Here is a 22591-nt window from a genome sequence, read left to right as displayed (position 1 = left end):
CGCCGCCGGCCCGCTCAGGCCGTCTCTTTCAGCTTCTTGCGATAGCCGAAGGATTTCTCGATGCGGCCCAGGATATGGGCGCCCGCCGTGGTCGGCGTGGTTCGGATATCCTCGGGCGCGACGCCGAAGTCGCGCGGATCGATCACCGCCTTGAAGTCAGGGTCGTAGAAGGTCGCGATCGAGTAGCGCTCGCGGCCCGACCGGTTCACGACGCGGTGCGGGGTCGAGGCGTAGAGATTGTTGGTCCAGCGCTCCAGCAGATCGCCGACATTCACGACCAGGGTGCCGGGGATCGGCTGCGCCGGGATCCAGCGCCGGCTCGACCGCTCCAGCACCTCCAGCCCGCCATTCTGGTCCTGCCACAGCAGGGTGATGCAGCCGAAATCCGAATGCGGCGCCACGCCGAACTGGTCGTCGCCCAGCTCGGGCGGCTGCGGCGGGTAATAGATGATCTGGGTGCGCTGCAGCCGCTTGCGGTAGCGGCTGGCAAAGAAGTCTTCCGGCCGGCCCAGCGACACCGCCACGCAACGCAGCAGCTCCGCGCCGCAGGCGCCCATGGCGTCATAATAGGCCGTCAGCGCCGCGCGGAAGGCGGGCCTGTCCTTGGGCCAGTTGTTGGGGCCGCGCAGGGGCTCGCCGGCGACCACGTCGGGATCGTCCTCCGGCAGCTCCAGCCCCATGCTGTAGAACTCCTTGTGGTCGGGTCGCTTCGCCTCATACATGAGGGCGTCGCCCAGCGCATTGAAGCCGCGATGCCGGGCATTGACCGACACCTCGCGCTTGCGCTCCAGCGGCAAAGCGAAGAAAGCGCGGGCCTGCGCGACGGCCTCGGCGATCACCGCGTCCGGAACGCCGTGATGCGTCACATAGAAGAACCCGACACCGGTGCAGGCCGAGCGGATGGCGGCCGCGGTCCGGCTCATGGCGGCGCGGTCCCCGCGTCGCACGCCCCCGAGATCGATGATCGGGAGCTCGCTCCCGCCCGCGCCTGGCAAGGATTGCATTCCGCCCACTCCTGTCCGCCGTTCCGCCCGCTACGGGTTCGCCGCCGGGCCGTCCGGAAGCAAGTTTACACTGCCGAAACCCTGTGGCAACAATGCGCCAGGGCTCGATTTCAGCGCGTTCGAGGGCGCGGGGGTCGAGAGCGGCGCCGGTTCGCCATGCGACCGTGACAGGTCTCCGGGACCATCAAGCGGCGCCACGCCGGACCGCCTCGAAACGAGGCGGCGGCGTCGGGTTTGGAATTTGGCAATCTTCTGGGAGCACGGAACATGAAAAGCCTATGGGGCGGATTTACCGCCGGCCTGCTGGCGTTGATGCTCGGCACGGGTGCCTTCGGCAGCGCGGCGAAGGCCGATGACGCATTGGCCAAAGTGAAGGCGGCCGGCGAGCTCAAGGTCGGCACCGAGACGCAGTTCGCGCCGTTCGATTTCATCGATGCGGGCGATCATGTCGGGCTCAATGTCGATGTCTTCAACGAGATCGGCAAGGAGCTGGGCGTGAAGATCGTGTGGGAAGATCTTCCGTGGGAAAGCGTCCTGCCGGGGCTCGATGCCGGCAAGTTCGACATCGTCGCGGGTCCGGCGACGATCACCAAGGCGCGCATGGAGCATTACCGCTTCACGGTGCCGATCGCGGACGCCACCTGCGCGATCCTCAAGGCCGCGGGCGACAAATCGATCCAGAAGCCGGAGGACATCGCCGGCAAGGCGGTCGGCGCCGGCAAGGCCTCCTCGCAGATGGACCAGCTCAAGGCCTACGCCGCCACCCTGAAGAACGTCGACATCCGTGAGTATGTCGACAACAGCACCGCCTATGCCGATCTCGCGGCGGGCCGCATCGCGGGCGTCGCCAACTCGCTTCCGAACATCGCCTATGTCGCCCAGCAGCGCCCCGACACCTTCGCCGTGGTCGAGCCGCCGTTCGGCCAGAAATCCTATTTCGGCTATGTCGGCCGCAAGGACGACGACCACAAGTCGCTGATGGACGCGATCGACCAGGCGCTGGTGAAGATGAAGCATGACGGTCGCCTGGCGGCGCTGGAAAAGAAATGGTTCGGGCTGGTGTTCGATACGCCGGACACGGTCCCGACGCCGAACTTCTGATCACGCGGGTCGCGGCGGCGCCTTCCGGTCTCGGCCTGGGGAGCGCCGCCGGCTCCCGGGCCCGATCGCAGCCCTCGCCCACGACAGCAGCAGGATGAGCTGGAAATATTTCGAACTGCTGGCGCTGGGGGCCGGGGTCACGGCGATCATCAGCGCGCTGGCCATCGCCTTCGGGCTGGCCATCGCCGTGCCGATCGCGGCGGCCAGCCTGGCGCGCAACCGGCTCCTGCACCGGCTCGGCCGTTCCTATATCAGCTTCTTTCGCGGCGTCCCGCTGCTGGTCCAGCTGATGCTGATCTACTATCTCCTGCCCGGCGTCGGCATCAACCTGCCGAGCACGGTCACCGCCATCGTCGGCCTGGCGCTCTGCACCGCGGCCTATCAGGCGGAGAATCTGCGCGGCGGCTTCCTGAACGTGGCGCCGGGCCTGATCGAGGCGGCACGCATGGTCGGTCTCGGCGACCGCCAGATCCTGCTGCGCATCCGGCTGCCGATCGCCTTTCGCCTCGTGCTGCCGGCGATCGTCAATGAGGCGATCCTGATCCTCAAATCCTCCTCCCTGGTCTCGGTGGTCGGCGTGTCGGAGCTGACGCGCATGGCGCAGAACCTTTCCACCAGCACCTTCAAGCCGCTCGACATGTATGCGATGGCCGGCCTGCTCTATCTGCTCCTCAACTGGTGCATCGCCGGCGGTGGCCTCGGGCTCGAACGCGCCCTGCATTGGGGGCGCCGGTGACGCTCGATCTCGATCTGATCCTCCACTCGATCCCCGCGGCGCTGCGGGGCGCCGGCATCACGGTCATGATGTGGATCGGCGGCGGGCTGGTCGCCTTCGCGATCGGCTTCCTGGTGGCGCTGGCGCGCCGCTATGGCGGCGGCTGGGTCCGGTGGGGCCTGGCCGGCCCCGTCGAGGTCCTGCGCGGCACGCCGTTCCTGATCCAGCTCTTCCTGCTCTATTACGGCGGCCCCTTCATCGGCTTGCGCCTGGAGCCCTACGAGGCGGGATTCCTGGGGACCGCGATCTATGGAGCCGCCTATTTCTCCGAGATAATTCGCGCCGGTCTCGAGGCCGTGCCGCGCGGCCATGTCGAGGCCGCCACGGTCCTGGGCCTGACCCGCACCCAGACGGTCGCGCGCATCCTGGTTCCGGAGATGACGCTGCTGATCCTGCCGAGCTCGATCAACATGATGATCATCCTCCTCAAGGAGACGGCGGTGCTTTCCATCATCACGGTGCCGGAGCTGACGCTGGTGGTGACTGCGATCGGCTCGGCGCATTTCGCCTTCGTCGAGGCGCTGCTGCTGCTGGCCCTGATCTATTGGGGCATCGTGGAGGCGGCGAGCGCCCTGGGGCGCGGCCTCGAGGCCGGCCTCGCGCGCTATCGGATGGTATGATGGATCCCTCGGGAGCGGCGATGACCGATCTGACGGGCAAGGCGGCGGGGCTCGAAGCCGGGGGCGTGGCGCTTCGGATCGAGGGGCTGAGCAAGACCTTCGGCCAGAATACCGTCCTGAAGAACGTCGACCTCGCCGTGCGCCATGGCGTCGTGACCTGCCTGCTGGGTCCCTCGGGCTCGGGCAAGAGCACGCTGCTGCGCTGCATGGCTTTCCTGGAGGAGCATGACGCCGGCATCATCACCGTCTATGGCGAGCCGCTGGGATTCGCGCCGAAGCCGGGCGGCGGGCGCCTGCGTCTGCCCCACGCGCAGGTCGTCCGGGTCCGGCGCGCGATCGGGATGGTGTTCCAGCAATTCAACCTCTGGCCGCATATGACGGCGCTGGGCAATGTCAGCGAGGCGCTGAAGCGGGTTCGCGGCCTGTCGCGCCGGGAGGCCGAGGCCCGCGCGATGTCGGTCTTGGAGCGCGTCGACCTGGCCGACCGTGCCCACCACTATCCTTCGCAGCTTTCCGGCGGGCAGCAGCAGCGCGTGGCCATCGCGCGTGCCCTCGCCATGGAGCCCCGGATCATGCTGTTCGACGAGCCGACCTCCTCGCTCGATCCGGAGCTCACCGGCGAGGTCCTGTCCGTCATGCGGCATCTGGCGCAGGAAGGCATGACCATGGTGGTGGTGACGCACGAGATCGGCTTTGCCGCCCAGGTGGCCAGCGACGTGGCGTTCCTCGACAAGGGCGAGATCCTGCTGCGGGGCCTGGCCAAGGACGTCTTCGCCAAGCCCTGGCATCCGCGGCTGGCCGACTTCCTGGAAACTTATCTCGACCGCGGCGCGGCGGTGCTGGTCTAATCGGTGCCGCCGCCGCGTCGGGCGGGCGGCCGGAACGACGTTGGAGACGCCGCCATGATCCTGACCACGACCAACACCATCGAAGGCTTCAAGATCCGCGACTATCGCGGCATCGTGACCGGCGAGACCATTGTCGGCGCCAACATCTTCCGCGACTTCATGGCCTCGATCACCGACATCGTCGGCGGCCGTTCCGGCGCCTATGAGAACGCGCTCAAAGGTGCCCGCGAGGCGGCGATGGGCGAGATGGAAAAGGCCGCGAAAGAAGCCGGCGGCAACGCCATCATCGGCATCGACATCGACTACGAGGTCGTCGGCAAGGACGGCAGCATGCTGATGGTGAGCGTCAGCGGCACGGCGGTGGTGATCGAGTAGGGGCGGGGCTTACGCAATTAACTTCACCCCCTTCCCAGCCGCCGAAGGCGGCGTGCGGGAGGGGGTAGGGGGAGGGCTCTCGATGACGTGCGGGCTGCTATAGCGATTGCAGCGCGCACAACGTTCGAAACCTCCTCTGAACCAACCCCTCCCCCTACCCCCTCCCGCAAGGGAAGGGGGTGAGATCCATTTTATGCGATCCCTAAATCGTCACCCCGTGCTGCCTGCAGGCGGCGGTGACCGTGTTCTGCAGCAGCACGGCGATCGTCATCGGGCCGACACCGCCCGGCACGGGCGTGATGGCGCCGGCATGCTTGACCGCCTCCGCGAAGTTCACGTCGCCCACCAGCTTGCCCTTGCCATCGGGCCCGGTGATGCGGTTGATGCCGACATCGATCACGGTGGCGCCCGGCGCCACCCAGTCGCCGCGCACCATCTCGGGGCGGCCGACGGCGGCCACCAGGATCTCGGCGCGGCGGCATTCGCCGGCGAGGTCGCGGGTCTTGGAATGGGCGATGGTGACGGTGCAGCTTTCGCCGAGCAGCAGCTGCGCCATCGGCTTGCCGACGATGTTGGAGCGGCCGAGCACCACGGCGCGCTTGCCGGAGAGATCGCCGAGCCGGTCCTTCAGCAGCATCAGGCAGCCCAGCGGCGTGCAGGGCACCAAGGCCTGGCCGCCGGTCGCGAGCCGGCCCGCATTGATCACATGGAAGCCGTCGACATCCTTGGCCGGATCGATCGCGTCGAGCACGGCCTGCGGGTCGATCTGCTTGGGCAGCGGCAGCTGCACCAGGATGCCGTTGACCGACTTGTCCTCGTTGAGCCGCTTCACCAGCGCCAGGAGCTCGCCCTGCGAGGTGGTGGGCGGGAGCTTATGCTCGAACGAGGCCATGCCGACCTCGACCGTCTGTGCCGCCTTGTTGCGGACATAGACCTTGCTGGCGGGGTCCTCGCCCACCAGCACCACGGCCAGGCCCGGGATGAAGCCATGCTTCTCCTTGAGGCCGGCGATCTGGGCGGCGAGGCGGCGGCGCAGGCCTTCGGCGAAGGCCTTGCCATCGATGATATTGCTCATGCGCGTCTCATTTCCTTCGATGTCGAACTCGTCGTCGGGCCGCTTCACACGGCCCCTAGATCTTTGTGCCGTGAGTTTTGTCGCCGTGATGTGCCAGCCACGCCGTCAGCAGGGCTTCCAGCGCCATCGGATCGCCCGCCAGATGCAGCAGCTTGCGCCGGTCGGTGGCGCCGCTCTCGAGCGTGATGCTGGAGCGGGCGATCCGCCATTCCTTGGCCAGGAGCTCGATCAGCGCCTCGTTGGCACGGCCCTTCTCCGGCACCGCCGTGACCGCCACCTTCAGCACCACCGAGCCGTCCGCCTCCGCCATCAGCCCGTCGATTGCGCTGCGCCGCGCCTTGGGCGTCAGCCGGACCCGCAGGCGCAACCCATCCGACACGGCAGCGAACGGTCGCGGCACCGGGGCTCGCCTCTAGAAGACGTACCAGAACAGCAGGTTACGGATGAGGATGAGGAGCAGCAGCAGCACCACCGGCGACAGATCCAGCCCGCCGATCGTCGGGACCACCTTGCGGATCGGTCTCAGCGCCGGCTCGGTCAGGCGGTAGAGCACGTCGCCCACCTGATAGACGAAACGGTTGCGGGTGTTGAGCACGCCGAAGGCGACGAGCCAGCTCATGATGGCGCTGCCGATCACGACCCACATATAGAGCCTGATCACGAGGTCGATGATGCTTGCGAAGGGATTCATCGCGGGGGCGCTGCCTCCTGGCATGGCGAAAACCGGCCCGAGGCTATCGGCCCGGGGCGCCCTACGCAAGGGCGCGGGACGATCCGCCGCGCCCGTTCGGTCCCTGCCAAGCGCCTGGAATCGCTGGGCTCGGCCGGCCTCGCGGTAACCTCCTCTTAAGCCTCTTGCCCTTGACAGGGCGAGGGCGTCTTTCCATAGTCCCGGCCGTTCGGCGGCGGGGCTGTAGCTCAGATGGGAGAGCGCCTCGTTCGCAATGAGGAGGTCAGGGGTTCGATTCCCCTCAGCTCCACCAGCCGCCGACCGATCTTCCCGAAATCCGCAACGCCCCCACCCGCCGGCCCTCGGCCGCGGGAGCGGATCGATCGACCCCTATCGATTGAGCGGCGTCGGAGTCGGAATCTCGACCGCAGGTTCGGCCGCCTCACCCCGGCGGATGGCCGAGACGGTCGGGCGGTCGCGCAGATGGTGGGTCAGGCGCCATTCGAAGCGGCGGAAGCCCCAGGCGATCAGATAGGTGATCGCCAGATAGATGATCGCGATGGTGATGAAGATCTCATAGGGCGCGAAGGTCCGCGCGATGATGACGCGCGCCACGCCGGTCAGATCCATGAGCGTCACCACGCTGGCGAGCGAGCTCGCCTGCAGCATGAAGATCACTTCGTTGGAATAGGCCGGCAGCACCAGCTGCAGGGCGCGCGGCAGGATGATGCGCCGGTAGCGCAGGCCCCAGGACATGCCGCAGGCCTTGGCCGCCTCGACCTCGCCATGAGGCACCGCCTGGATCGCGCCGCGGAAGATCTCGGTCACATAGGCGGCGGTATTGAGCACGAAGGCGAGCAGGCAGCACCAGTAGCCCTCGCGGAAGAAGTCCCAGAGGATGGTGGTCTTGATCCAGTGGAACTGGCCCAGCCCGTAATAGATCAGGAAGATCTGCACCAGGAGCGGCGTGCCGCGGAAGAAATAGGTGTAGGCGTAGATCGGCGCGGAGAGCCAGGTCTTGCCCGAGGCCCGCATGATGGCGAGCGGCACGGCGATGATGAGCCCGATGACGAGCGAGATCGCCACCAGCTCGATCGTCAGCAAGAGCCCGTCGAAGAGGGCCGGCAGGCTCCGCCAGATCAGATCGAAATCGAACACCGCGTTGATGCGCTGCCAGAGATCGGGGGCCTGGGTGTCCATGCGCGCTCGTCTCCCCCTTCAGGCGCGCCGGACGCCGACATTGGCGCGTTTTTCCGCCCAATGCCGTCCGAAGTCCGAGATCGCGGTGAAGACGAGATAGATGAAGGCGGCGCTGATGAAGAAGGTGAAGGGCTCGCGCGTCGGCGCCTTGGCGAGGTCGGCCTTGCGCGTCAGCTCCTCGACGCCGATCACCGACATGAGCGAGGTCGCCTTCAGCAGCACCAGCCAGACATTGCCAAGGCCCGGAATGGCGAAGCGCCAGACCTGGGGCAGGCGGATGCGCCAGAAGATCTGCCGGCGGTTCATGCCGCAGGCCATGGCGGCCTCGATCTGGCCTTTCGGCACCGCCTGGAAGGCGCCGCGGAAGGTCTCGGTCGCATAGGCGCCATAGATGAAGCCGATCACCAGGACGCCGGCGACGAAGGCGTTGATGTCGATCGGCTCCTCGCGCCCGAACAGGCTGGCGAGATGCTGCAGCAGCACGGTGCCGCCGTAATAGATCAGCAAGAGCAATACCAGTTCCGGCACGCCGCGGATGATGGTGGTGTAGAGGTCGGCGAGGATGCGGGCCCAGCGGAAGCGCGACAGCTTGCCGAGCGCGCCGATCAAGCCCATCGCGACCGTGAGCAGCATCGCCAGCACAGCGACGATGATCGTCATCTGTGCGCCTTCGATCAGGAAATGTCCGTAGCCCTTATAGTCGAACATCGGGTGACAGTTTTTCCTCGAGGGCGGCGGTGGGCTGAGAAAGACAGCGCCGCCGGAAGCGGTCAGCCTCCGGCGGCGCTTCGCTTAACCGGTCTAGGCGGCTCGATCAGTCGCCATAGACGTCGAAGTTGAAGTACTTGTCGTTGATCTTCTTGTAGGTGCCGTCGGCGCGGATATCGAGGATCGCCTGGCTCAGCGCGTCGCGCAGCTTGGTGTCCTCCTTGCGCACGCCGATGCCCGCGCCGTCGCCGAGGATGCCGCCGGTCCAGCCCTTGCCGAAGATCTGGTAATCGGCGCCGCCATCCTGCTTCAACACGCCGGACTCGAGCGCCAGGATGTCGTCGATGCGCGCATCGAGACGTCCGCTCATGAGATCGAGATTGGCGTTGTCGGCCGTGTCATAGACCACGACCTCGGCGCCGGGGAAGTTGGCGCGGGCGAAGTTCTCATGGATGGTCGCGCGCTGCGCGCCGATCTTCAGGCCCTTCATGCTGGCCGGATCGATATGGCCGTCGGCCCCGATCTTGATGGCCGAGTCCTTGCGCGCCACGATCACGGCCGGCGTATTGTAGTATTTGCCGGTGAAATCGATCTTCTGCTTGCGCTCCGCGGTGATCGACATCGAGGCGACGATGGCGTCGTACTTCTTGGCCAGCAGGCCCGGGATCATGCCGTCCCAGTCCTGCTTGATGATGGTGCATTCGGCCTTGATCTTCGCGCAGAGCGCCTTGGCGATATCGACGTCGAAGCCCTGGAGCGAGCCGTCGTCGGCGACGAAATTGAAGGGCGCATAGGCGCCTTCGGTCGCGATCGTGATCTTCATCGAATCGGCCGAGGCCGACGCGGTGGCGAAGGCCAGCGCGGCAGCCGCGAGCGTCAGCGTCAACATTCTCTTCACGTGCAAGTCTCCCTTTGTTATCGGGGAGCAACGCTCCCCCGCTTGAAGTCCGTTGCGACCCTAGTGCAGCCGGCTCGCCAGGAACTGGCGGCAGCGTTCGGAGTCGGGATTCTTGAAGAGCTTCGCGGGCGGACCCTGCTCCTCGACGCGGCCCTGATGCAGGAACAGCACCTCGGTCGCGACCTCGCGGGCGAAGCCCATCTCGTGGGTCACCACGATCATGGTGCGGCCCTCGTCGGCCAGCTGTCGCATCACTTTCAGCACCTCGCCGACCAGCTCGGGATCGAGCGCCGAGGTCGGCTCGTCGAACAGCATCACCTGGGGCTCCATCGCCAGCGCGCGGGCGATCGCCGCGCGCTGCTGCTGGCCGCCCGAGAGATGCGCCGGGTAGTAGTCGCCCTTGTCGCCGATGCCGACCTTGTTGAGCAGGGCCACGGCGCGTTCCTTGGCCTCGGCCTTCGGCACCTTCAGCACATGCACGGGTGCTTCCATCACGTTCTCCAGCACCGTCATGTGCGACCAGAGATTGAAGCTCTGGAACACCATGCCGAGCCGCGAGCGGATCCGGTCGACCTGCTTGGAATCTTCCGGGACCGCGTGGCCCTGCCTGGTGGGGCGCATGCGGATCAACTCGCCGCCGACCGAGACGCGTCCGGAGTCCGGCGTTTCGAGCAGGTTGATGCAGCGCAGGAACGTGCTCTTGCCCGAGCCGCTGCTGCCGATCATCGCGATGACGTCGCCGTCCCTGGCGGACAACGACACGCCCTTCAGGACTTCGACCTCGCCGAACCGCTTGTGCAAGTCTTCGACGACAAGGGCGGGTGTTGAATCACCCATTCATTGCCTCTGCTTTCGTCGTATCCATCCCTATCCAAAGGCAAGGTAGTCGCGCCCATCGATCTTTGCCAAGGGTAAAACGGTCCGGTTTCGGGGCTCTTCGGGCGGCGGGAAGGATTCCACTCGCGTCCTGTCCGTCGCCGCCGGAATCGCTGGAGAAAGGCGCGAAGCGGCCCTATTTCATCGACTTAGCGGCAACCGCCATCCCTGGAACAGGCCCCTGAGGGGAGCGTCGGATCATCCGGCCAGGGCGTTGCGCACAAGCTCGTGAAAATAGCGCACGCCGTCCTCATGCCGGGGGCTCAGGGGACCTTGGGTGTAGCGGCCGGCGTCGATATTGCCCTGGGCGATCTCGCAGATGCCGAAATCCTCGCGCACGATCCCGCAATTGATCTCGATGGTGCGCTTGCGCGCCTCCGCGCCCTCGGGCGCCACGTCCTTGAAGTAGAAATTGTAGATGAGACGCGTGCGCTTGGCATCGATCGGCATGATCCGCGAGGTGTTCATGCCATGCGGATAGACCGAGAGGGTCATGTTGGGAAAGGCCCAGGTCCAGACCCCGCCGTAGATCGAGCCGTCCTTCTGCGGCGCTTCCATCACCACGATCTGGTTGCGGCCCGTGGTCTGGAACCGCTCCATATCGACCATTTCCTTGAGGCCGGCATGAATGCCCGGGATGTGATAGCCCTCGACGAAATTGTCGGTATAGGTCTTCCAGTTGCAGCCGATGTCGAACACCTCCTCGCGTACGAAGGTGAAGCTCTCCATCGGATAGGGCGCGCATTCGTCGATCAGGTCGCCCAGCGCCGCCTCGAGGGGCCCCGCATCCATGTCGAGATTGACAAACACCAGGCCGCGCCAGGTCGCGACCTTGACCGGAAACAGGCTGTAATCCTTCTTGTCGAACCAGTCGGCCTCGCCGAAGGCGGGCGTGCGCCGCAGATTGCCGTCGGTGTCATAGACCCAGAGGTGATAGCGGCAGCGCAGGATGTCGCAATGGCCGCGGCCCTCGTCCAGCAGCGGGCCGGCGCGATGGCGGCAGACATTGTGGAAGCCCTTGAGCTCCCCCTCCCGATTCCGGATCACGAAGACGCGCCACCCCAGGATCTCGATCGCCATATAGTCGCCGGGCTTCTGCAGCGAGGAGAGCGGCCCCGCGAGCTGCCAGGTCTTGCCGAAGATGCGCGCGCGCTCGGCGGCGAAGATCTCGGGATCGGAATACCAGCTGCCCGGCAGGGTCAGAACCGGCTGGCCCTTGGCGGCGATGGTCTGGGTGGTCTGCATCGGGAAGGCTCCGGGACTTGCGCTGTTGCGTTCAAAGCTAGTCGGTCGCGCCGGGGTCGGGCAAGGGCGGGTCCTGGGCGAGCGCTAATCCGCCGGCAGGGCGTTGATCTGGTCCTGGAGATGCGAGCGCAAGGGGGCATCCGCCGGCAGGGCCGCCAGGAGCCGGGTCCAGAGCTTGCGGGCGTCGGCCGGCCGGCCGGCCCGCGCGGCGCCCAGCCCGTCGAAATAGAGCAGCGCCAGATTGCCGGGTTCCTTGGCGCGCACGCGCGCCAGGGTCTCGTCGAAGGCGGGCGGCAGGGGCGCCGTCTCGGGCGTTCCCTGGAGCAGGGCCCCGGCATAATCGAGCTGGATGTCGGTGCGGTCGGGGGCCAGCGCCGCGGCATGACCCAGGGCCTCCACGGCCTTGTCGCTCTGGCCCAGCACGCCATAGGAGCGCGACAGCTTGAGCCAGCCCTCGAGATCGTTGGGATCGCTCTGCAGCCGCTGCGCCAGGCCGTCGACCATGGCGCGGATCTTGGCCTCGCGCTCTTCGGGCGTGAGGTTCGCCATGGCCGCCATGTCCTCATTGGAAGGCCCGGTGCCACTGCCGTCGGCGGGCGCGGGTGCCGCCGTGGCGCCGGGCGCGGCCGCCATGGCCATGCCGGCCTTGGCGCGCTGGGCGGCGGCGATGGTCTGCTCGACCATCTGGCGCCAGCCGGCATCGGGCGGCGCTTCGGCCAGCAGCTGGTTCCAGGCGGCGATCGCCTCGTCGATCCGGCCGGCCTCGGCCGCGGCCAGCGCCAGGTAGAAGCGCGCGCGCGGATCGGCCGGATCGGCCGCCAGGCCCTTGCGCAAGGCGGCGGCCGCGTCGGGCGTCACCTGGCCCTCGGCCATCTGCGTCAGCGCCTCGCCATAGCGGGACTGGGTGAGCTTGGGATCGGCATTCTGCTGGATCGCCTGCTCCAGCGCCGTGGCCGCCTCCTCGAAACGCTGCAGGGTCAGATAGAGATCGCCGAGCTGCGCCCAGCCGGTGGCATCGGACGGGTTGGCATCGAGCTTGGCCGCGAGCAGCTTCGCCGCATCGGCCAGGGGCTGCAGCTCGGGCGAGGGCGGCGGCACGGCCGTGTCGACCGACCGCGGCGCCAGCGAGGCCTGCCGCATCGGCTGGTCGGGAAGGCCGGGCGCGCCCAGCTCGAGATAGAGGATGGGGGCACCCGCGGCCAGGATCGCCGCCAGCACCAGGACGAGCCGGCGGCGCGTCACGGCGGGCTGGTGCCGCAAGGGTGGCGCGGCGACATCGGTCGCGAGCAGCCGCCGTTCGATCTCGAGCCGGGCCGAGGCCGCCGCGTCGGGATCGATCAACCGGCGCTCGAGATCGCGTTTGAGCTCGTTCAGCTGGTCGCGATAGACCGCATCGTCGCCGCCGACCGGCGGCACCGGCTCGGCCGCGCGCAGCAAGGGCCAGAGCAGCGCCAGCAGCGACGCGGCGGTGAGCAGCGCGATGGCGATCCAGAGCAGGGTCACGGCGCGCTCCCGCCCGGCGGCGCGGCCTCTTCGCCATCGCGCGCCAGGAGGGCCCGCAGATGCGCCTGCTCCTCAGGCGTCAAGGCGGCCGGCGCCGCTTCAGACCGGCGCCGGCGGAAATAGAGCGCGATCGCCAGCAGCGCCAGGAGGAAGATCGCGGCCGGACCGAACCAGAGCAGATAGGTCTTGGGCTTGAGCGGCGGCTCCAGCAGGACGAAGTCGCCATAGCGTGCCACCAGGAAGGCGCGCACCTGGGCGTCGCTGTCGCCGGCCGTGAGCCGCTCGCGGATCAGCACGCGCAGGTCATGCGCCAGATCGGCTTGCGAATCGTCGATCGACTGGTTCTGGCAGACGAGGCAGCGGATGTCGCGGCTGATGGTCCGCGCGCGCGCCTCGAGCGCGGGGTCGGCCAGCATCTCGCCGGGCTCGACCGCCTGCGCCAGCCCGATCATCGCCCACAGCAGGAGGACGGCGAGACAACCGAGCGGAAAAATTCGCCGCCTCATTTCGTCAGCTCGTCGAGCAGCGGCATGATCGTCTTGTCGATGGTCGGCTGATCCAGCGGACCCCATTGCCGATAGCGGATATGGCCGGCGCGATCGACGATGAAGCTTTCCGGCACGCCCGAGATGCCGAAATCGATCCCCGTGCGGCCCTTCGCATCGTTGCCGATGGCGGCGTAGGGATTGCCCAGCTCCTTGAGCCAGTCGGCCGCGGCCGCGGGCTCATCCTTGTAGAGGATGCCGTAGAGCGCCACGTTCGGATGCTGGGCGAGCTCGCTCAGCAGCGGATGTTCGGCGCGGCAGGGCAGGCACCAGCTGGCGAAGAAATTCACGATCGTGACCTTGCCCTCGTTGCCGGTGCGCATGACGTCGGCATGGGTTAGGCCGCGATCCGTCGCGGTCATGCCGGGCAAGGAGAATTCCGGCACGGGGCGGTCGATCAGGGCGGAGGGGATCTGGCTCGGATCGCGGTCTTCGCCCAGCCGCAGCAGGAAATAAGCGGCCACGCCCGCAAACAGCAGGATCGGCAGCAGGAACAGAATCCGGCGCGAGGGGAGGGTCATGGCGCGTTTACGAATCCGCCTGTCGTCACGCGCGTGCCGCGGCGACCGCCGCGCGGCGCTGTGCCGGCGCGCCGACGCGGTAGCGCCGGTCGGAGAGCGATACGAATCCGCCCAGCACCATCACCAGCACGCCGCCCCAGATCAGCGGCACCAGCGGTTCGCGATAGATGCGCACGGTCCAGCCGCCCTTGCCGTCGGGATCGCCCAGCACGGCATAGAGATCGGCAAGTCCGTTGCTGTGGATCGCGGCCTCGGTCGTCGGCATGCGCTGGACCCAATAGAGCCGGCGCTCGGGATGCAGCACCGCGACCGGGGCGCCGTTCTTGCTGACGGTGAACTGGCCGCGATAGGCCCAGTAATTCACGCCGTCGATGCGCCGCGCATCGTCGAGGCGGAACTCATAGGCGCCGAGATCGAGGCTCTGCCCGACCGCGAGATTGGCGACATGCTCTTCCTTCCAGGCGGCCGCACCGGTGATGCCGAAGATGGCGATGGCGAGGCCCAGATGCGCGACCGTCATGCCGATGGCCCCGCGCGGCAGCTGGACCAGGCGGCGCAGCGAGACGCCGAGCCCGCTGCGGCCGAGGCCGATGCGGGTCGCAAGCTCGACGAAGACCGAGGCGGCGACCCAGCCGCCGGCCGCCATGCCGACCAACGCCAGGATCGGGCCGCCGCGATGGAGCCACCAGGTGAGGGCCGCGATCGCGAGCGCCGCGAGCCCGGCGACCCAGAGCCGTGTCAGCGCCCCGCCGAGATCGCCGCGCTTCCAGGCGAGGAGCGGGCCCACCCCCATCAGCAGCAGCATCGGCAGGATCACCGGCACGAAGGTCGCGTTGTAATAGGGCGGCCCGACCGAGACGGCGCCGCCGCCGGTCACGTCGAGGAACAGCGGATAGAGCGTGCCGATGAAGACCGTGGCGCAGGCGGTCGCCAGCAGGAGGTTGTTCAGCAGCAGCGCGCCCTCGCGGCTCACCGGCTGGAACAGCCCGCCGCCTTTCAGCACCGGCGCGCGCCAGGCGAAGAGCGCGAGCGCGCCGCCGACATAGAGCACCAGCAGGCCTAAGATGAAGATGCCACGCGCGGGATCGACCGCGAAGGCATGGACCGAGGTCAGCACGCCCGAGCGCACCAGGAAGGTGCCGATCAGGCTGAGGGCGAAGGTGAGGATCGCGAGCAGGATGCACCAGGCTTTGAGTGCGTCGCGCTTCTCGACCACGATCGCCGAATGCAGCAGCGCGGTGCCCAGGAGCCAGGGCATGAAGGAGGCGTTCTCGACCGGGTCCCAATACCACCAGCCGCCCCAGCCCAGCTCGTAATAGGCCCACCAGCTCCCCAGCCCGATGCCGGCGGTGAGCGCGATCCAGGCGGCGAGCGTCCAGGGCCGCACCCAGCGCGCCCAGGCGGCGTCGACCTTGCCTTCAATGAGGGCGGCGACGGCGAAGGAGAAGGCCATCGAGAAGCCGACATAGCCCAGATAGAGCATCGGCGGATGGAAGGCCAAGCCCGGATCCTGCAGCAGCGGATTGAGATCGTTGCCGTCGGGCGGCGGCGGGAAGACGCGCGCGAAGGGATCGGAGGTGAAGAGCATGAAGGCGAGGAAGCCCAGCGCGATCATCGCCTGCACGGCGAGCGCGCGGGCCTTGAGCCGCGTCGGCAGGCGGTTGCCGAAGAGCGCCACAGAGGCGCCATAGATCGCGAGGATCAGCACCCAGAGCAGCAGGGAGCCCTCGTGGTTACCCCAGAGCCCGGTGATCTTGTAGAGCATCGGTTTGAGCGAATGCGAGTTCTCGACCACGTTGCGGACGGAGAAGTCCGACAGGATGTGGGCGCGCATCAGGCTGGCGAAGGCAAAGGCGATCAGCGCGAAGAGCGTGAGCGCGCCCGGCTTCGCCACCGCCATCCAGCGCGCATTGTTGCGCTGCGCGCCGACCAGCGGAACGGTCGATTGCAGCAGCGCCACCAGGAAGGCGAGGATCAGCGCGTAATGGCCCAGCTCGACGATCATGGCGTGGCTCCGCTCGTCGTCTCATCGCCGCGCCATTCGCCGGACTTCTTCAAGGCCTCGGCCACCTCGCGCGGCATGTATTTCTCGTCATGCTTGGCCAGCACCGAGCGCGCGGTGAACCCGCCATCGGCCGCCAGCGTTCCCTCGGCGACGACGCCCTGGCCTTCCCGAAACAGGTCCGGCAGCACGCCGCTGAAGGTCACGGGCACGCTGTTCTTGAGATCGGTCACGACGAAATGAATCGTGACGCCGTCCGCATCGCGCGTGACGCTGCCTTCCTGAACGAGACCGCCGATCCGCAAGGAGCGCCCGACTGGGACCTGCTTGGTCTTGAGATCCGTCGGACTGTAGAAGAAGACGAGATTGTCGCTGAAGGCGCTGAGCACGAGCGCCGTGGCGCCGCCGCCCAGCAGCAGCGCCAACAGCAGCACGATGAGGCGCTGGCGCTTGCGGGTCATGCCCGTTCTTTCGCGGAAGAAATCGGCGCGGACTTCGCCGGCGGCCGCTCGTTGTCACGGGCCTGCTCGAGCCGGGCGAGCTCGCTCTCGCGCCGCTTCAGCCGGCCGATGCGCGCGACCAGGAGCCAGACCAGCAAGGCAGCGACCAGCGCATAGGCGGGCCAGACGAACGCGCCATAACCGCCCATGTCGAAGAAGCTGTCCAACCCGTCGCTCATGCTCGCCCATGCCGGTGACCGCGGGGGCTTATAGCACCGGGAACGGCCCGCCCGCCAGCGACGCCCTGCCGCGCCGAGGCCTGTCCGATGATGTTAATGGCCTGAATAATAATGGAAATTTGATCAGCGGCGCGCGCCGGCCTCAGGCCGCGCGGCCATATTGCAGGGCCCGCAGCCGCGCCTCGAGCAGCTCGGCCCTCATGCCCAGGAGCAGAGTCACGCCGAAATAGGCATTGAAGGCGATCGCCATGACGAAGAGCGGCCAGAGCATGGAGGGGTCGATGGTGGGAGCGCCCCAGCGCAGGATCGAGGCCGGCTGGTGCAGCGTGTTCCACCAGTTCACCGAGAATTTGATGATCGGCAGGTTGATCGCGCCCACCAGCGCCAGCACCGCCGCCGCGCGCTGACCGCGCACCCGGTCGTCGAAGGCGCCGAAGAGCAGCATATGGCCGAGATAGAGGAACAGCAGGATCAGCATCGAGGTCAGGCGCGCATCCCACACCCACCAGGTGCCCCACATCGGCTTGCCCCAGAGCGATCCGGTCGCCAGGGCCATCGCGGTGAAGGCGGCCCCGATCGGCGAGGCGGACTTGGCGAAGAGATCGGCCAGCGGATGACGCCAGATCAGCGCGACCGCGCTCGCGATGGCGATCAGCGCATAGACCTGCAGACCCATCCAGGCAGAGGGCACATGCACATACATGATGCGCACCGAGAGGCCCTGCTGATAGTCGGCCGGCGCCAGGAACGCGAGCAGCAGCCCGACCGGGAACAGCAGCAGGCAGGCGCCGGCGAGCCAGGGCATGAGCCGGCGCGACAGGCGCTGAAAACGCGCGGGACTGGCGAAGCGGTGCAACGACATCAGGGCTCCGAGCATGGCGCCGGGGGCAGGCCTTGCCAAGCGGCAAAGGGCCGCAAGGGGTGAACGATCGCGTGAGGAGGATGGGGATCATCCGCGCAGGAGGAAGAACCCTGTGGGCCACGCCCCAAAGTAGCTGTCACGCACTCCGACAGTCATCCCCGCGAAAGCGGGGACCCAACTCTCAACCGACACCGCTGGATCGGCATGGGCCCCCGCTTTCGCGGGGTGACAAGAGAGAGCAGGGGGTGACAAAGGAGAGCGATGGCGAGCGAACGAAAACCGCCGTCAGCTCAACGCCTGCTTCGCCGCCGCGCTGGCCGCGAAAGGTCCCACGCCGAGCGAGATCAACAGGATCGCACCGAGCAATTGGAGGTGGGGTGCTGCGGACAGCCCCGACAAGGCGGCGTCGACCGCGGCGGTGCCGAAGATCAGCACCGGGATATAGAGCGGCAGGATCAGCAACGGCAGCAGCAGCGCGCCGCGCCGCGCGCCCAGCACCAGGGCCGCACCGACGGCGCCGATGAGGCTGAGGCAGGGCGTGCCCAGCAGCAGCGATCCGATCAGCGCCGGCAATCCCGCCGGATCCATCCGCAGCATGAGAGCGAGGATCGGCGCCAGGATCACCAGCGGCAATCCGGTCGCGAGCCAATGGGCGGCGAGCTTCGCCAGTACCACCAGCGGCATCGGCAAGGGCGCCAGCGCCAGCTGCTCGAGGCTGCCATCCTGATAGTCCTCGGCGAACAGCCGATCGAGTGCGATCAGCGAGGCCAAGAGGGCCACGACCCAGAGGATGCCGGCGGCGATGCGCGCCAGGAGCTCGGGCTCGGGTCCCAGGCCGAAGGGGAAGAGCAAGGTCGCCAGCAGGAAGAAGGCGACCGCCGTCGCGGCTTCCGAGCCATGGCGCAGGATGAGGCGCAGATCGCGCGACAGGATCGCCAGGAAGGCGCGCACGAGGCTGGGATCGGCGGCAGGGAGAGGGGGGTCCAAGGCTTGCTGCGCGCTCATCGCAGGGTCCCGCTGTTGGCGAGGCGAAGCTCCTGCGTGGGCCGCAGCGCCAGGCGGTCGTGGGTGGCGAGGATGACGAGGCCGCCCTGCGCGCGATGGGTCGCGATGGCCGCCAGCAGCCGCTCCGAGCCCTCGCTGTCGAGGCTGGTCGAGGGCTCGTCGAGCAGCCACAAGGCGGCCGGCTTCAGGACGAGGCGCGAGAGGGCCAGGCGCCGGCGCTGGCCCGCCGAAAGAAACCGGGCCGGCAGATCGGCGATCCGCTCCAGATCGAAGGCCGCGAGCGCCGTTTGTGCCGCGGCGGTGGGCCCGCCCATCAGCGCCGCCCAGAAGGCGAGATTCTCCAGCACCGTCAGAGCCGGCTTGACCCCGTCGAGATGGGTGAGGAATCGCAGCCGCTGGCGATGGGCGGCCGCGTCCTCGGCGATGGCGCGGCCCTGCCAGAAAATGCTCCCCGCCGCCGGCGCGTTGAGGCCGGCCAGGAGCCGCAGCAGGCTCGATTTCCCGCTGCCATTGGGACCGGTGAGCAGAAGAAGATCCCCGCCCATCAGCATGAAGCCCATGTCCTCGAACAGCAGCCGGTCGCCGCGCTGACAGGCCAGGTCGACGACGCGCAAGGCCGGGATCGGCAGGGCCGACGCGGTGGGCTCGGCCGGTGAGGTCAGGGAAGACGTCGAGGACAACAGGCGGACCCTTGAGCGGCGCGGGGGCGATGCAGGCTCGCGCACTCTACCTTGCGCCTCGTCCGGCTTGCGAGGGGCGCCCTGAGGCGGCTCGGGATCGAGAGGAGAGGCCCCAAAACAACCGCGCCGCGCTTCCGGGGATGGGACGGAAGCGCGGCGCTTGAGGGATGTCCATCAGGGGGAAGCTGGATGGGACATCCAAATTCCAGCCATTTGGGGGCCAGTGCTGAGGCGGGCTGGAAGCGCCTTTATCAGAGAGGGAAGGTCTCTGACGCCTCCAGAGGTAGGCACCCATCGTGGCGCGATTGGGCCGCGAAAATGGCGAAATTGTGATTTATGTCCAATCGCTTCCGATGCCCGCACCTGGTCACAGCATGAAGTTCCGGTAAGCCCGCGGGCGACAGCGATGCGCGTTTTGCACTATCTCCCGGCCATAATTGGATCTTCATCTCGTCCTGGCCTCGATAGGAGGCCATTGGCCGTGATAAAAGGCCTGCACCGATTCATGTCGGCGTGCGGCAGCGAGTCGCGGAAGCGGTGTCCCCTTCCGGTCGGCCCCATGTCTGTTCCGCGCGCCTCAAGGGAGAGAAATCAGTGACCTCGAGCCTCGACAGCTACAAGACCCGCCGCAGCCTCACCGTCGGCAAGCGCCGCTACGATTATTTCAGCCTGGCGGCCGCCGAGAAGAAGCTGGGCGACCTGAAGCGCCTGCCCTTCTCGCTCAAGGTGCTGCTCGAGAACCTGCTGCGTTACGAGGACGGCCGCACGGTCACCAAGGACGATGTGGCCGCGGTCGCGAAGTGGCTCAAGGACAAGCGCTCGGACCGCGAGATCGCGTTCCGGCCGGCGCGCGTGCTGATGCAGGATTTCACCGGCGTGCCGGCGGTGGTCGACCTCGCCGCCATGCGCGACGCGATGGTGAAGCTCGGCGGCGATCCGAAGAAGATCAACCCGCTGGTCCCGGTCGATCTCGTCATCGACCATTCGGTGATCGTCGATAATTTCGGCAACAGCTCGGCCTTCGCCGCCAATGTGAAGCATGAATATCAGCGCAATGGCGAGCGCTACCAGTTCCTGCGCTGGGGCCAGCGCGGCTTCGACAATTTCCAGGTGGTGCCGCCCGGCACCGGGATCTGCCACCAGGTCAATCTCGAATATCTGGCGCAGGTGGTCTGGACCCGCAAGGACGGCAAGGCGACGGTCGCCTTCCCCGACACGCTGGTCGGCACCGACAGCCACACCACGATGGTGAACGGCCTGGCCGTGCTCGGCTGGGGCGTGGGCGGCATCGAGGCCGAGGCCTGCATGCTGGGCCAGCCGCTCTCGATGGTGCTGCCCGAGGTGATCGGCTTCCGCCTGACCGGCAAGCTCAAGGAAGGGGCGACGGCGACCGACCTGGTGCTGACCGTCACGCAGATGCTGCGCAAGAAGGGGGTGGTCAACAAGTTCGTCGAGTTCTTCGGTACCGGCCTCGACAACATGGCGCTGGCCGATCGCGCCACCATCGCCAACATGGCGCCGGAATATGGCGCCACCTGCGGCTTCTTCCCGGTCGACGACGAGACCATCCGCTATCTCAAGGCCACGGGCCGCGCGAAGGTGGCGCCGCTGGTGGAGGCCTACGCGAAGAAGCAGGGGCTCTGGCGCTCGGCCAAGACCCCCGATCCGGTCTTCACCGACACGCTCGAGCTCGATCTCTCGACCGTCGAATCCTCGCTCGCCGGCCCGAAGCGCCCGCAGGACCGCGTGCCGCTGACCCAGGCCGCCTCGCTCTTCACCGGCACGATGGAGAAGGAATTCGGTCGCAAGGATGACGGCAAGCGCGTCGGCATCGAGGGCGGCAAATACGATGTCGGCCATGGCGACGTGGTCATCACCGCCATCACCTCCTGTACCAACACCTCGAACCCGTCGGTGATGCTGGGTGCCGGCCTCATCGCGCGCAACGCGGTCAAGCACGGCTTGAAGGTGAAGCCCTGGGTCAAGACCTCGCTGGCGCCGGGCTCGCAGGTTGTGACCGACTATCTGAAGAAGGCGGGGCTGCAGGATTCGCTCAACAAGATCGGCTTCAATCTCGTGGGCTATGGCTGCACCACCTGCATCGGCAATTCAGGCCCGCTGCCCGAGGCGGTGTCGAAGGCGGTCACGGACGGCGATCTGGTGGTGGCCTCGGTGCTGTCGGGCAACCGCAATTTCGAGGGCCGTGTCAATCCGCAGACCCGCGCGAACTATCTGGCGTCACCCATGCTGGTGGTGATCTATGCGCTCGCCGGCTCGATGAAGATCGACATCACCAAGGATCCGATCGGCATCGGCAAGGGCGGCAAGAAGGTCTATCTGAAGGATCTCTGGCCGACCAACGAGGAGATCGCGAAGTTCGTGAAGAAGAACGTGACGCCCACCGCCTTCAAGACGCGCTATGCCGACGTGTTCCATGGCGACAAGTTCTGGCGCGGCATCAAGGTCAAGCCGAGCCTGACCTATGGCTGGGACAACAACTCGACCTATGTGCAGAACCCGCCCTATTTCGAGGGCATGACCAGCACGGTCAAGGGTTTCTCCGACATCAAGGGCGCGAAGGTCCTGGCGCTCCTGGGCGATTCCATCACCACCGACCACATCTCGCCCGCGGGCTCGATCAAGAAGGACAGCCCCGCCGGGAAATACCTGATGGAGAACGGCGTCGCTGTCGCCGACTTCAACCAGTACGGCACGCGGCGCGGCAACCATGAGGTGATGATGCGCGGCACCTTCGCCAATATCCGCATCAAGAACGAGATGGTGCCGGGCGTCGAAGGCGGCGTGACGAAATACATCCCCACCGGCGAGACCATGCCGATCTATGACGCCGCGATGAAGTACAAAGCGGCGGGGACGCCGCTGGTCGTCGTGGCCGGCAAGGAATATGGCACCGGCTCCTCGCGCGACTGGGCGGCCAAGGGCACGATCCTGCTCGGCGTCAAGGCCGTCATCACCGAGAGCTTCGAGCGCATCCATCGCTCCAACCTCGTCGGCATGGGCGTGATGCCGCTCCTCTTCAAGGACGGCATGACGCGCAAGACGCTGAACCTCGACGGCACCGAGACCTTCGACATCTCGGGCCTCGCCGGCGGGATCCGCCCACGCATGGACGTGCCGGTCACGATCCGTCGCGCGAACGGAAAGAGCGAGGCGATCACGCTGACTTGCGGAGTCTTCACCCTCGACGAGGTGGAGTATTTCCGCAACGGCGGGATCCTGCATTACGTGCTGCGGAATCTCGCGAAGGCGGGGTGAGCGTTACTAGTTGATAGATCCCCTCCCTCGCTTCGCGGGGGAGGGTTAGGGAGGGGGACGGCGAGATCTCGATTTCCCTCTCCCTAGCCCTCTCCCTGAAGGGAGAGGGGACAACACTGGCGT

General features: G+C 67.2%; 24 protein-coding genes and 1 tRNA gene. 7 read left to right on the top strand and 18 right to left on the bottom strand.

The window, feature by feature from the left end:
* Nucleotides 1-14: 14 nt before the first annotated feature.
* Nucleotides 15-1004 (bottom strand): isopenicillin N synthase family dioxygenase, encoded by a 990-nt coding sequence (locus FRZ44_RS25190; RefSeq protein ID WP_151179775.1) that lies wholly within the window; start codon nucleotides 1002-1004, stop codon nucleotides 15-17.
* Between the two features lie 267 nt (nucleotides 1005-1271).
* Between FRZ44_RS25190 and FRZ44_RS25185 the strand changes: the two genes are divergently transcribed.
* From FRZ44_RS25185 to FRZ44_RS25165, 5 genes are all read left to right on the top strand, one after another.
* A complete protein-coding gene (locus FRZ44_RS25185; protein WP_225308441.1) occupies nucleotides 1272-2105 on the top strand; it encodes a transporter substrate-binding domain-containing protein in 834 nt (277 codons plus the stop codon).
* A gap of 94 nt (nucleotides 2106-2199) precedes the next feature.
* Nucleotides 2200-2841: an amino acid ABC transporter permease gene (locus tag FRZ44_RS25180; RefSeq protein ID WP_151179774.1), complete on the top strand. Its 642-nt coding sequence runs from the start codon at nucleotides 2200-2202 to the stop codon at nucleotides 2839-2841.
* On the top strand, nucleotides 2838-3500 hold the full coding sequence (locus tag FRZ44_RS25175) for an amino acid ABC transporter permease (RefSeq protein WP_151179773.1): 663 nt from the start codon (nucleotides 2838-2840) through the stop codon (nucleotides 3498-3500). The genes FRZ44_RS25180 and FRZ44_RS25175 overlap by 4 nt, the downstream gene beginning before the upstream one ends.
* A gap of 20 nt (nucleotides 3501-3520) precedes the next feature.
* Complete coding sequence (locus FRZ44_RS25170; protein WP_151179772.1) at nucleotides 3521-4348, top strand: amino acid ABC transporter ATP-binding protein; 828 nt, start codon at nucleotides 3521-3523, stop codon at nucleotides 4346-4348.
* A 54-nt stretch (nucleotides 4349-4402) separates the two neighbouring features.
* Entirely contained in the window at nucleotides 4403-4723 is a 321-nt protein-coding gene (locus tag FRZ44_RS25165) for a heavy metal-binding domain-containing protein (RefSeq protein WP_151179771.1), read from the top strand.
* 202 nt (nucleotides 4724-4925) lie between these two features.
* Here FRZ44_RS25165 and folD read toward each other — a convergent pair whose 3' ends face one another.
* The 3 genes from folD to FRZ44_RS25150 are packed head-to-tail and all read right to left on the bottom strand — an operon-like array spanning nucleotide 4926 to nucleotide 6489.
* A complete protein-coding gene (gene folD, locus FRZ44_RS25160) occupies nucleotides 4926-5798 on the bottom strand; it encodes a bifunctional methylenetetrahydrofolate dehydrogenase/methenyltetrahydrofolate cyclohydrolase FolD (RefSeq protein ID WP_151179770.1) in 873 nt (290 codons plus the stop codon).
* A gap of 55 nt (nucleotides 5799-5853) precedes the next feature.
* Nucleotides 5854-6198: a DUF167 family protein gene (locus FRZ44_RS25155; protein WP_151179769.1), complete on the bottom strand. Its 345-nt coding sequence runs from the start codon at nucleotides 6196-6198 to the stop codon at nucleotides 5854-5856.
* Between the two features lie 12 nt (nucleotides 6199-6210).
* Nucleotides 6211-6489, bottom strand: a complete 279-nt coding sequence (locus tag FRZ44_RS25150) for a YggT family protein (protein ID WP_191908294.1) — start codon at nucleotides 6487-6489, stop codon at nucleotides 6211-6213.
* 216 nt (nucleotides 6490-6705) lie between these two features.
* Between FRZ44_RS25150 and FRZ44_RS25145 the strand changes: the two genes are divergently transcribed.
* Nucleotides 6706-6781 (top strand) — tRNA-Ala (locus FRZ44_RS25145).
* A gap of 77 nt (nucleotides 6782-6858) precedes the next feature.
* Here FRZ44_RS25145 and FRZ44_RS25140 read toward each other — a convergent pair.
* The 14 genes from FRZ44_RS25140 to ccmA all read right to left on the bottom strand — a co-directional run bounded on the left by FRZ44_RS25140 (nucleotide 6859) and on the right by ccmA (nucleotide 19192).
* On the bottom strand, nucleotides 6859-7668 hold the full coding sequence (locus FRZ44_RS25140; protein ID WP_151179767.1) for an ABC transporter permease: 810 nt from the start codon (nucleotides 7666-7668) through the stop codon (nucleotides 6859-6861).
* A gap of 18 nt (nucleotides 7669-7686) precedes the next feature.
* On the bottom strand, nucleotides 7687-8376 hold the full coding sequence (locus FRZ44_RS25135) for an ABC transporter permease (RefSeq protein WP_151179766.1): 690 nt from the start codon (nucleotides 8374-8376) through the stop codon (nucleotides 7687-7689).
* A gap of 106 nt (nucleotides 8377-8482) precedes the next feature.
* Nucleotides 8483-9265, bottom strand: coding sequence for a transporter substrate-binding domain-containing protein (locus FRZ44_RS25130; RefSeq protein ID WP_191908607.1), 783 nt, complete (start codon nucleotides 9263-9265; stop codon nucleotides 8483-8485).
* Nucleotides 9266-9334: 69 nt separating this feature from the next.
* Nucleotides 9335-10111: an ABC transporter ATP-binding protein gene (locus tag FRZ44_RS25125; protein ID WP_151179764.1), complete on the bottom strand. Its 777-nt coding sequence runs from the start codon at nucleotides 10109-10111 to the stop codon at nucleotides 9335-9337.
* A gap of 237 nt (nucleotides 10112-10348) precedes the next feature.
* On the bottom strand, nucleotides 10349-11395 hold the full coding sequence (locus FRZ44_RS25120) for an aromatic ring-hydroxylating oxygenase subunit alpha (RefSeq protein ID WP_151179763.1): 1047 nt from the start codon (nucleotides 11393-11395) through the stop codon (nucleotides 10349-10351).
* 84 nt (nucleotides 11396-11479) lie between these two features.
* Nucleotides 11480-12898, bottom strand: a complete 1419-nt coding sequence (gene ccmI, locus FRZ44_RS25115) for a c-type cytochrome biogenesis protein CcmI (protein WP_151179762.1) — start codon at nucleotides 12896-12898, stop codon at nucleotides 11480-11482.
* Complete coding sequence (locus FRZ44_RS25110) at nucleotides 12895-13404, bottom strand: cytochrome c-type biogenesis protein (RefSeq protein WP_151179761.1); 510 nt, start codon at nucleotides 13402-13404, stop codon at nucleotides 12895-12897. Before FRZ44_RS25110 ends, ccmI begins: the two co-directional genes overlap by 4 nt.
* The gene (locus FRZ44_RS25105) at nucleotides 13401-13964 is read right to left on the bottom strand and encodes a DsbE family thiol:disulfide interchange protein (RefSeq protein WP_151179760.1); all 564 of its coding nucleotides are present in this window, start codon (nucleotides 13962-13964) and stop codon (nucleotides 13401-13403) included. The genes FRZ44_RS25110 and FRZ44_RS25105 overlap by 4 nt, the downstream gene beginning before the upstream one ends.
* A gap of 25 nt (nucleotides 13965-13989) precedes the next feature.
* The gene (locus FRZ44_RS25100) at nucleotides 13990-15969 is read right to left on the bottom strand and encodes a heme lyase CcmF/NrfE family subunit (RefSeq protein WP_151179759.1); all 1980 of its coding nucleotides are present in this window, start codon (nucleotides 15967-15969) and stop codon (nucleotides 13990-13992) included.
* Nucleotides 15966-16427 (bottom strand): cytochrome c maturation protein CcmE, encoded by a 462-nt coding sequence (ccmE, locus tag FRZ44_RS25095; protein ID WP_151179758.1) that lies wholly within the window; start codon nucleotides 16425-16427, stop codon nucleotides 15966-15968. Before ccmE ends, FRZ44_RS25100 begins: the two co-directional genes overlap by 4 nt.
* On the bottom strand, nucleotides 16424-16645 hold the full coding sequence (gene ccmD / locus FRZ44_RS25090; protein ID WP_151179757.1) for a heme exporter protein CcmD: 222 nt from the start codon (nucleotides 16643-16645) through the stop codon (nucleotides 16424-16426). Before ccmD ends, ccmE begins: the two co-directional genes overlap by 4 nt.
* A 142-nt stretch (nucleotides 16646-16787) precedes the next feature.
* The gene (locus tag FRZ44_RS25085) at nucleotides 16788-17501 is read right to left on the bottom strand and encodes a heme ABC transporter permease (RefSeq protein ID WP_151180459.1); all 714 of its coding nucleotides are present in this window, start codon (nucleotides 17499-17501) and stop codon (nucleotides 16788-16790) included.
* A 291-nt stretch (nucleotides 17502-17792) separates the two neighbouring features.
* Nucleotides 17793-18458, bottom strand: coding sequence for a heme exporter protein CcmB (gene ccmB / locus FRZ44_RS25080; RefSeq protein WP_151180458.1), 666 nt, complete (start codon nucleotides 18456-18458; stop codon nucleotides 17793-17795).
* Nucleotides 18459-18508: 50 nt separating this feature from the next.
* Complete coding sequence (ccmA, locus tag FRZ44_RS25075) at nucleotides 18509-19192, bottom strand: heme ABC exporter ATP-binding protein CcmA (protein ID WP_225308440.1); 684 nt, start codon at nucleotides 19190-19192, stop codon at nucleotides 18509-18511.
* 594 nt (nucleotides 19193-19786) lie between these two features.
* Here ccmA and acnA point away from each other — a divergent pair.
* Nucleotides 19787-22468 (top strand): aconitate hydratase AcnA, encoded by a 2682-nt coding sequence (gene acnA, locus FRZ44_RS25070; protein WP_151179756.1) that lies wholly within the window; start codon nucleotides 19787-19789, stop codon nucleotides 22466-22468.
* Nucleotides 22469-22591: the final 123 nt, after the last annotated feature.

The organism is Hypericibacter terrae, from assembly GCF_008728855.1.
Classification (GTDB): domain Bacteria; phylum Pseudomonadota; class Alphaproteobacteria; order Dongiales; family Dongiaceae; genus Hypericibacter; species Hypericibacter terrae.
This window is presented reverse-complemented; position numbering and strand designations above follow the sequence as displayed.

Bases quoted from the DNA above. Each gene is read 5' to 3' on its own strand.
- FRZ44_RS25190 (WP_151179775.1), bottom strand. From the start codon at position 1,004: ATGCAATCCTTGCCAGGCGCGGGCGGGAGCGAGCTCCCGATCATCGAT.
- FRZ44_RS25105 (WP_151179760.1), bottom strand. From the start codon at position 13,964: ATGACCCTCCCCTCGCGCCGGATTCTGTTCCTGCTGCCGATCCTGCTG.
- FRZ44_RS25185 (WP_225308441.1), top strand. From the start codon at position 1,272: ATGAAAAGCCTATGGGGCGGATTTACCGCCGGCCTGCTGGCGTTGATG.
- FRZ44_RS25170 (WP_151179772.1), top strand. From the start codon at position 3,521: ATGACCGATCTGACGGGCAAGGCGGCGGGGCTCGAAGCCGGGGGCGTG.
- FRZ44_RS25135 (WP_151179766.1), bottom strand. From the start codon at position 8,376: ATGTTCGACTATAAGGGCTACGGACATTTCCTGATCGAAGGCGCACAG.
- ccmE (WP_151179758.1), bottom strand. From the start codon at position 16,427: ATGACCCGCAAGCGCCAGCGCCTCATCGTGCTGCTGTTGGCGCTGCTG.
- FRZ44_RS25120 (WP_151179763.1), bottom strand. From the start codon at position 11,395: ATGCAGACCACCCAGACCATCGCCGCCAAGGGCCAGCCGGTTCTGACC.
- FRZ44_RS25110 (WP_151179761.1), bottom strand. From the start codon at position 13,404: ATGAGGCGGCGAATTTTTCCGCTCGGTTGTCTCGCCGTCCTCCTGCTG.
- ccmD (WP_151179757.1), bottom strand. From the start codon at position 16,645: ATGAGCGACGGGTTGGACAGCTTCTTCGACATGGGCGGTTATGGCGCG.
- FRZ44_RS25100 (WP_151179759.1), bottom strand. From the start codon at position 15,969: ATGATCGTCGAGCTGGGCCATTACGCGCTGATCCTCGCCTTCCTGGTG.
- FRZ44_RS25140 (WP_151179767.1), bottom strand. From the start codon at position 7,668: ATGGACACCCAGGCCCCCGATCTCTGGCAGCGCATCAACGCGGTGTTC.
- FRZ44_RS25125 (WP_151179764.1), bottom strand. From the start codon at position 10,111: ATGGGTGATTCAACACCCGCCCTTGTCGTCGAAGACTTGCACAAGCGG.
- FRZ44_RS25165 (WP_151179771.1), top strand. From the start codon at position 4,403: ATGATCCTGACCACGACCAACACCATCGAAGGCTTCAAGATCCGCGAC.
- FRZ44_RS25150 (WP_191908294.1), bottom strand. From the start codon at position 6,489: ATGAATCCCTTCGCAAGCATCATCGACCTCGTGATCAGGCTCTATATG.
- FRZ44_RS25130 (WP_191908607.1), bottom strand. From the start codon at position 9,265: ATGTTGACGCTGACGCTCGCGGCTGCCGCGCTGGCCTTCGCCACCGCG.
- FRZ44_RS25180 (WP_151179774.1), top strand. From the start codon at position 2,200: ATGAGCTGGAAATATTTCGAACTGCTGGCGCTGGGGGCCGGGGTCACG.
- folD (WP_151179770.1), bottom strand. From the start codon at position 5,798: ATGAGCAATATCATCGATGGCAAGGCCTTCGCCGAAGGCCTGCGCCGC.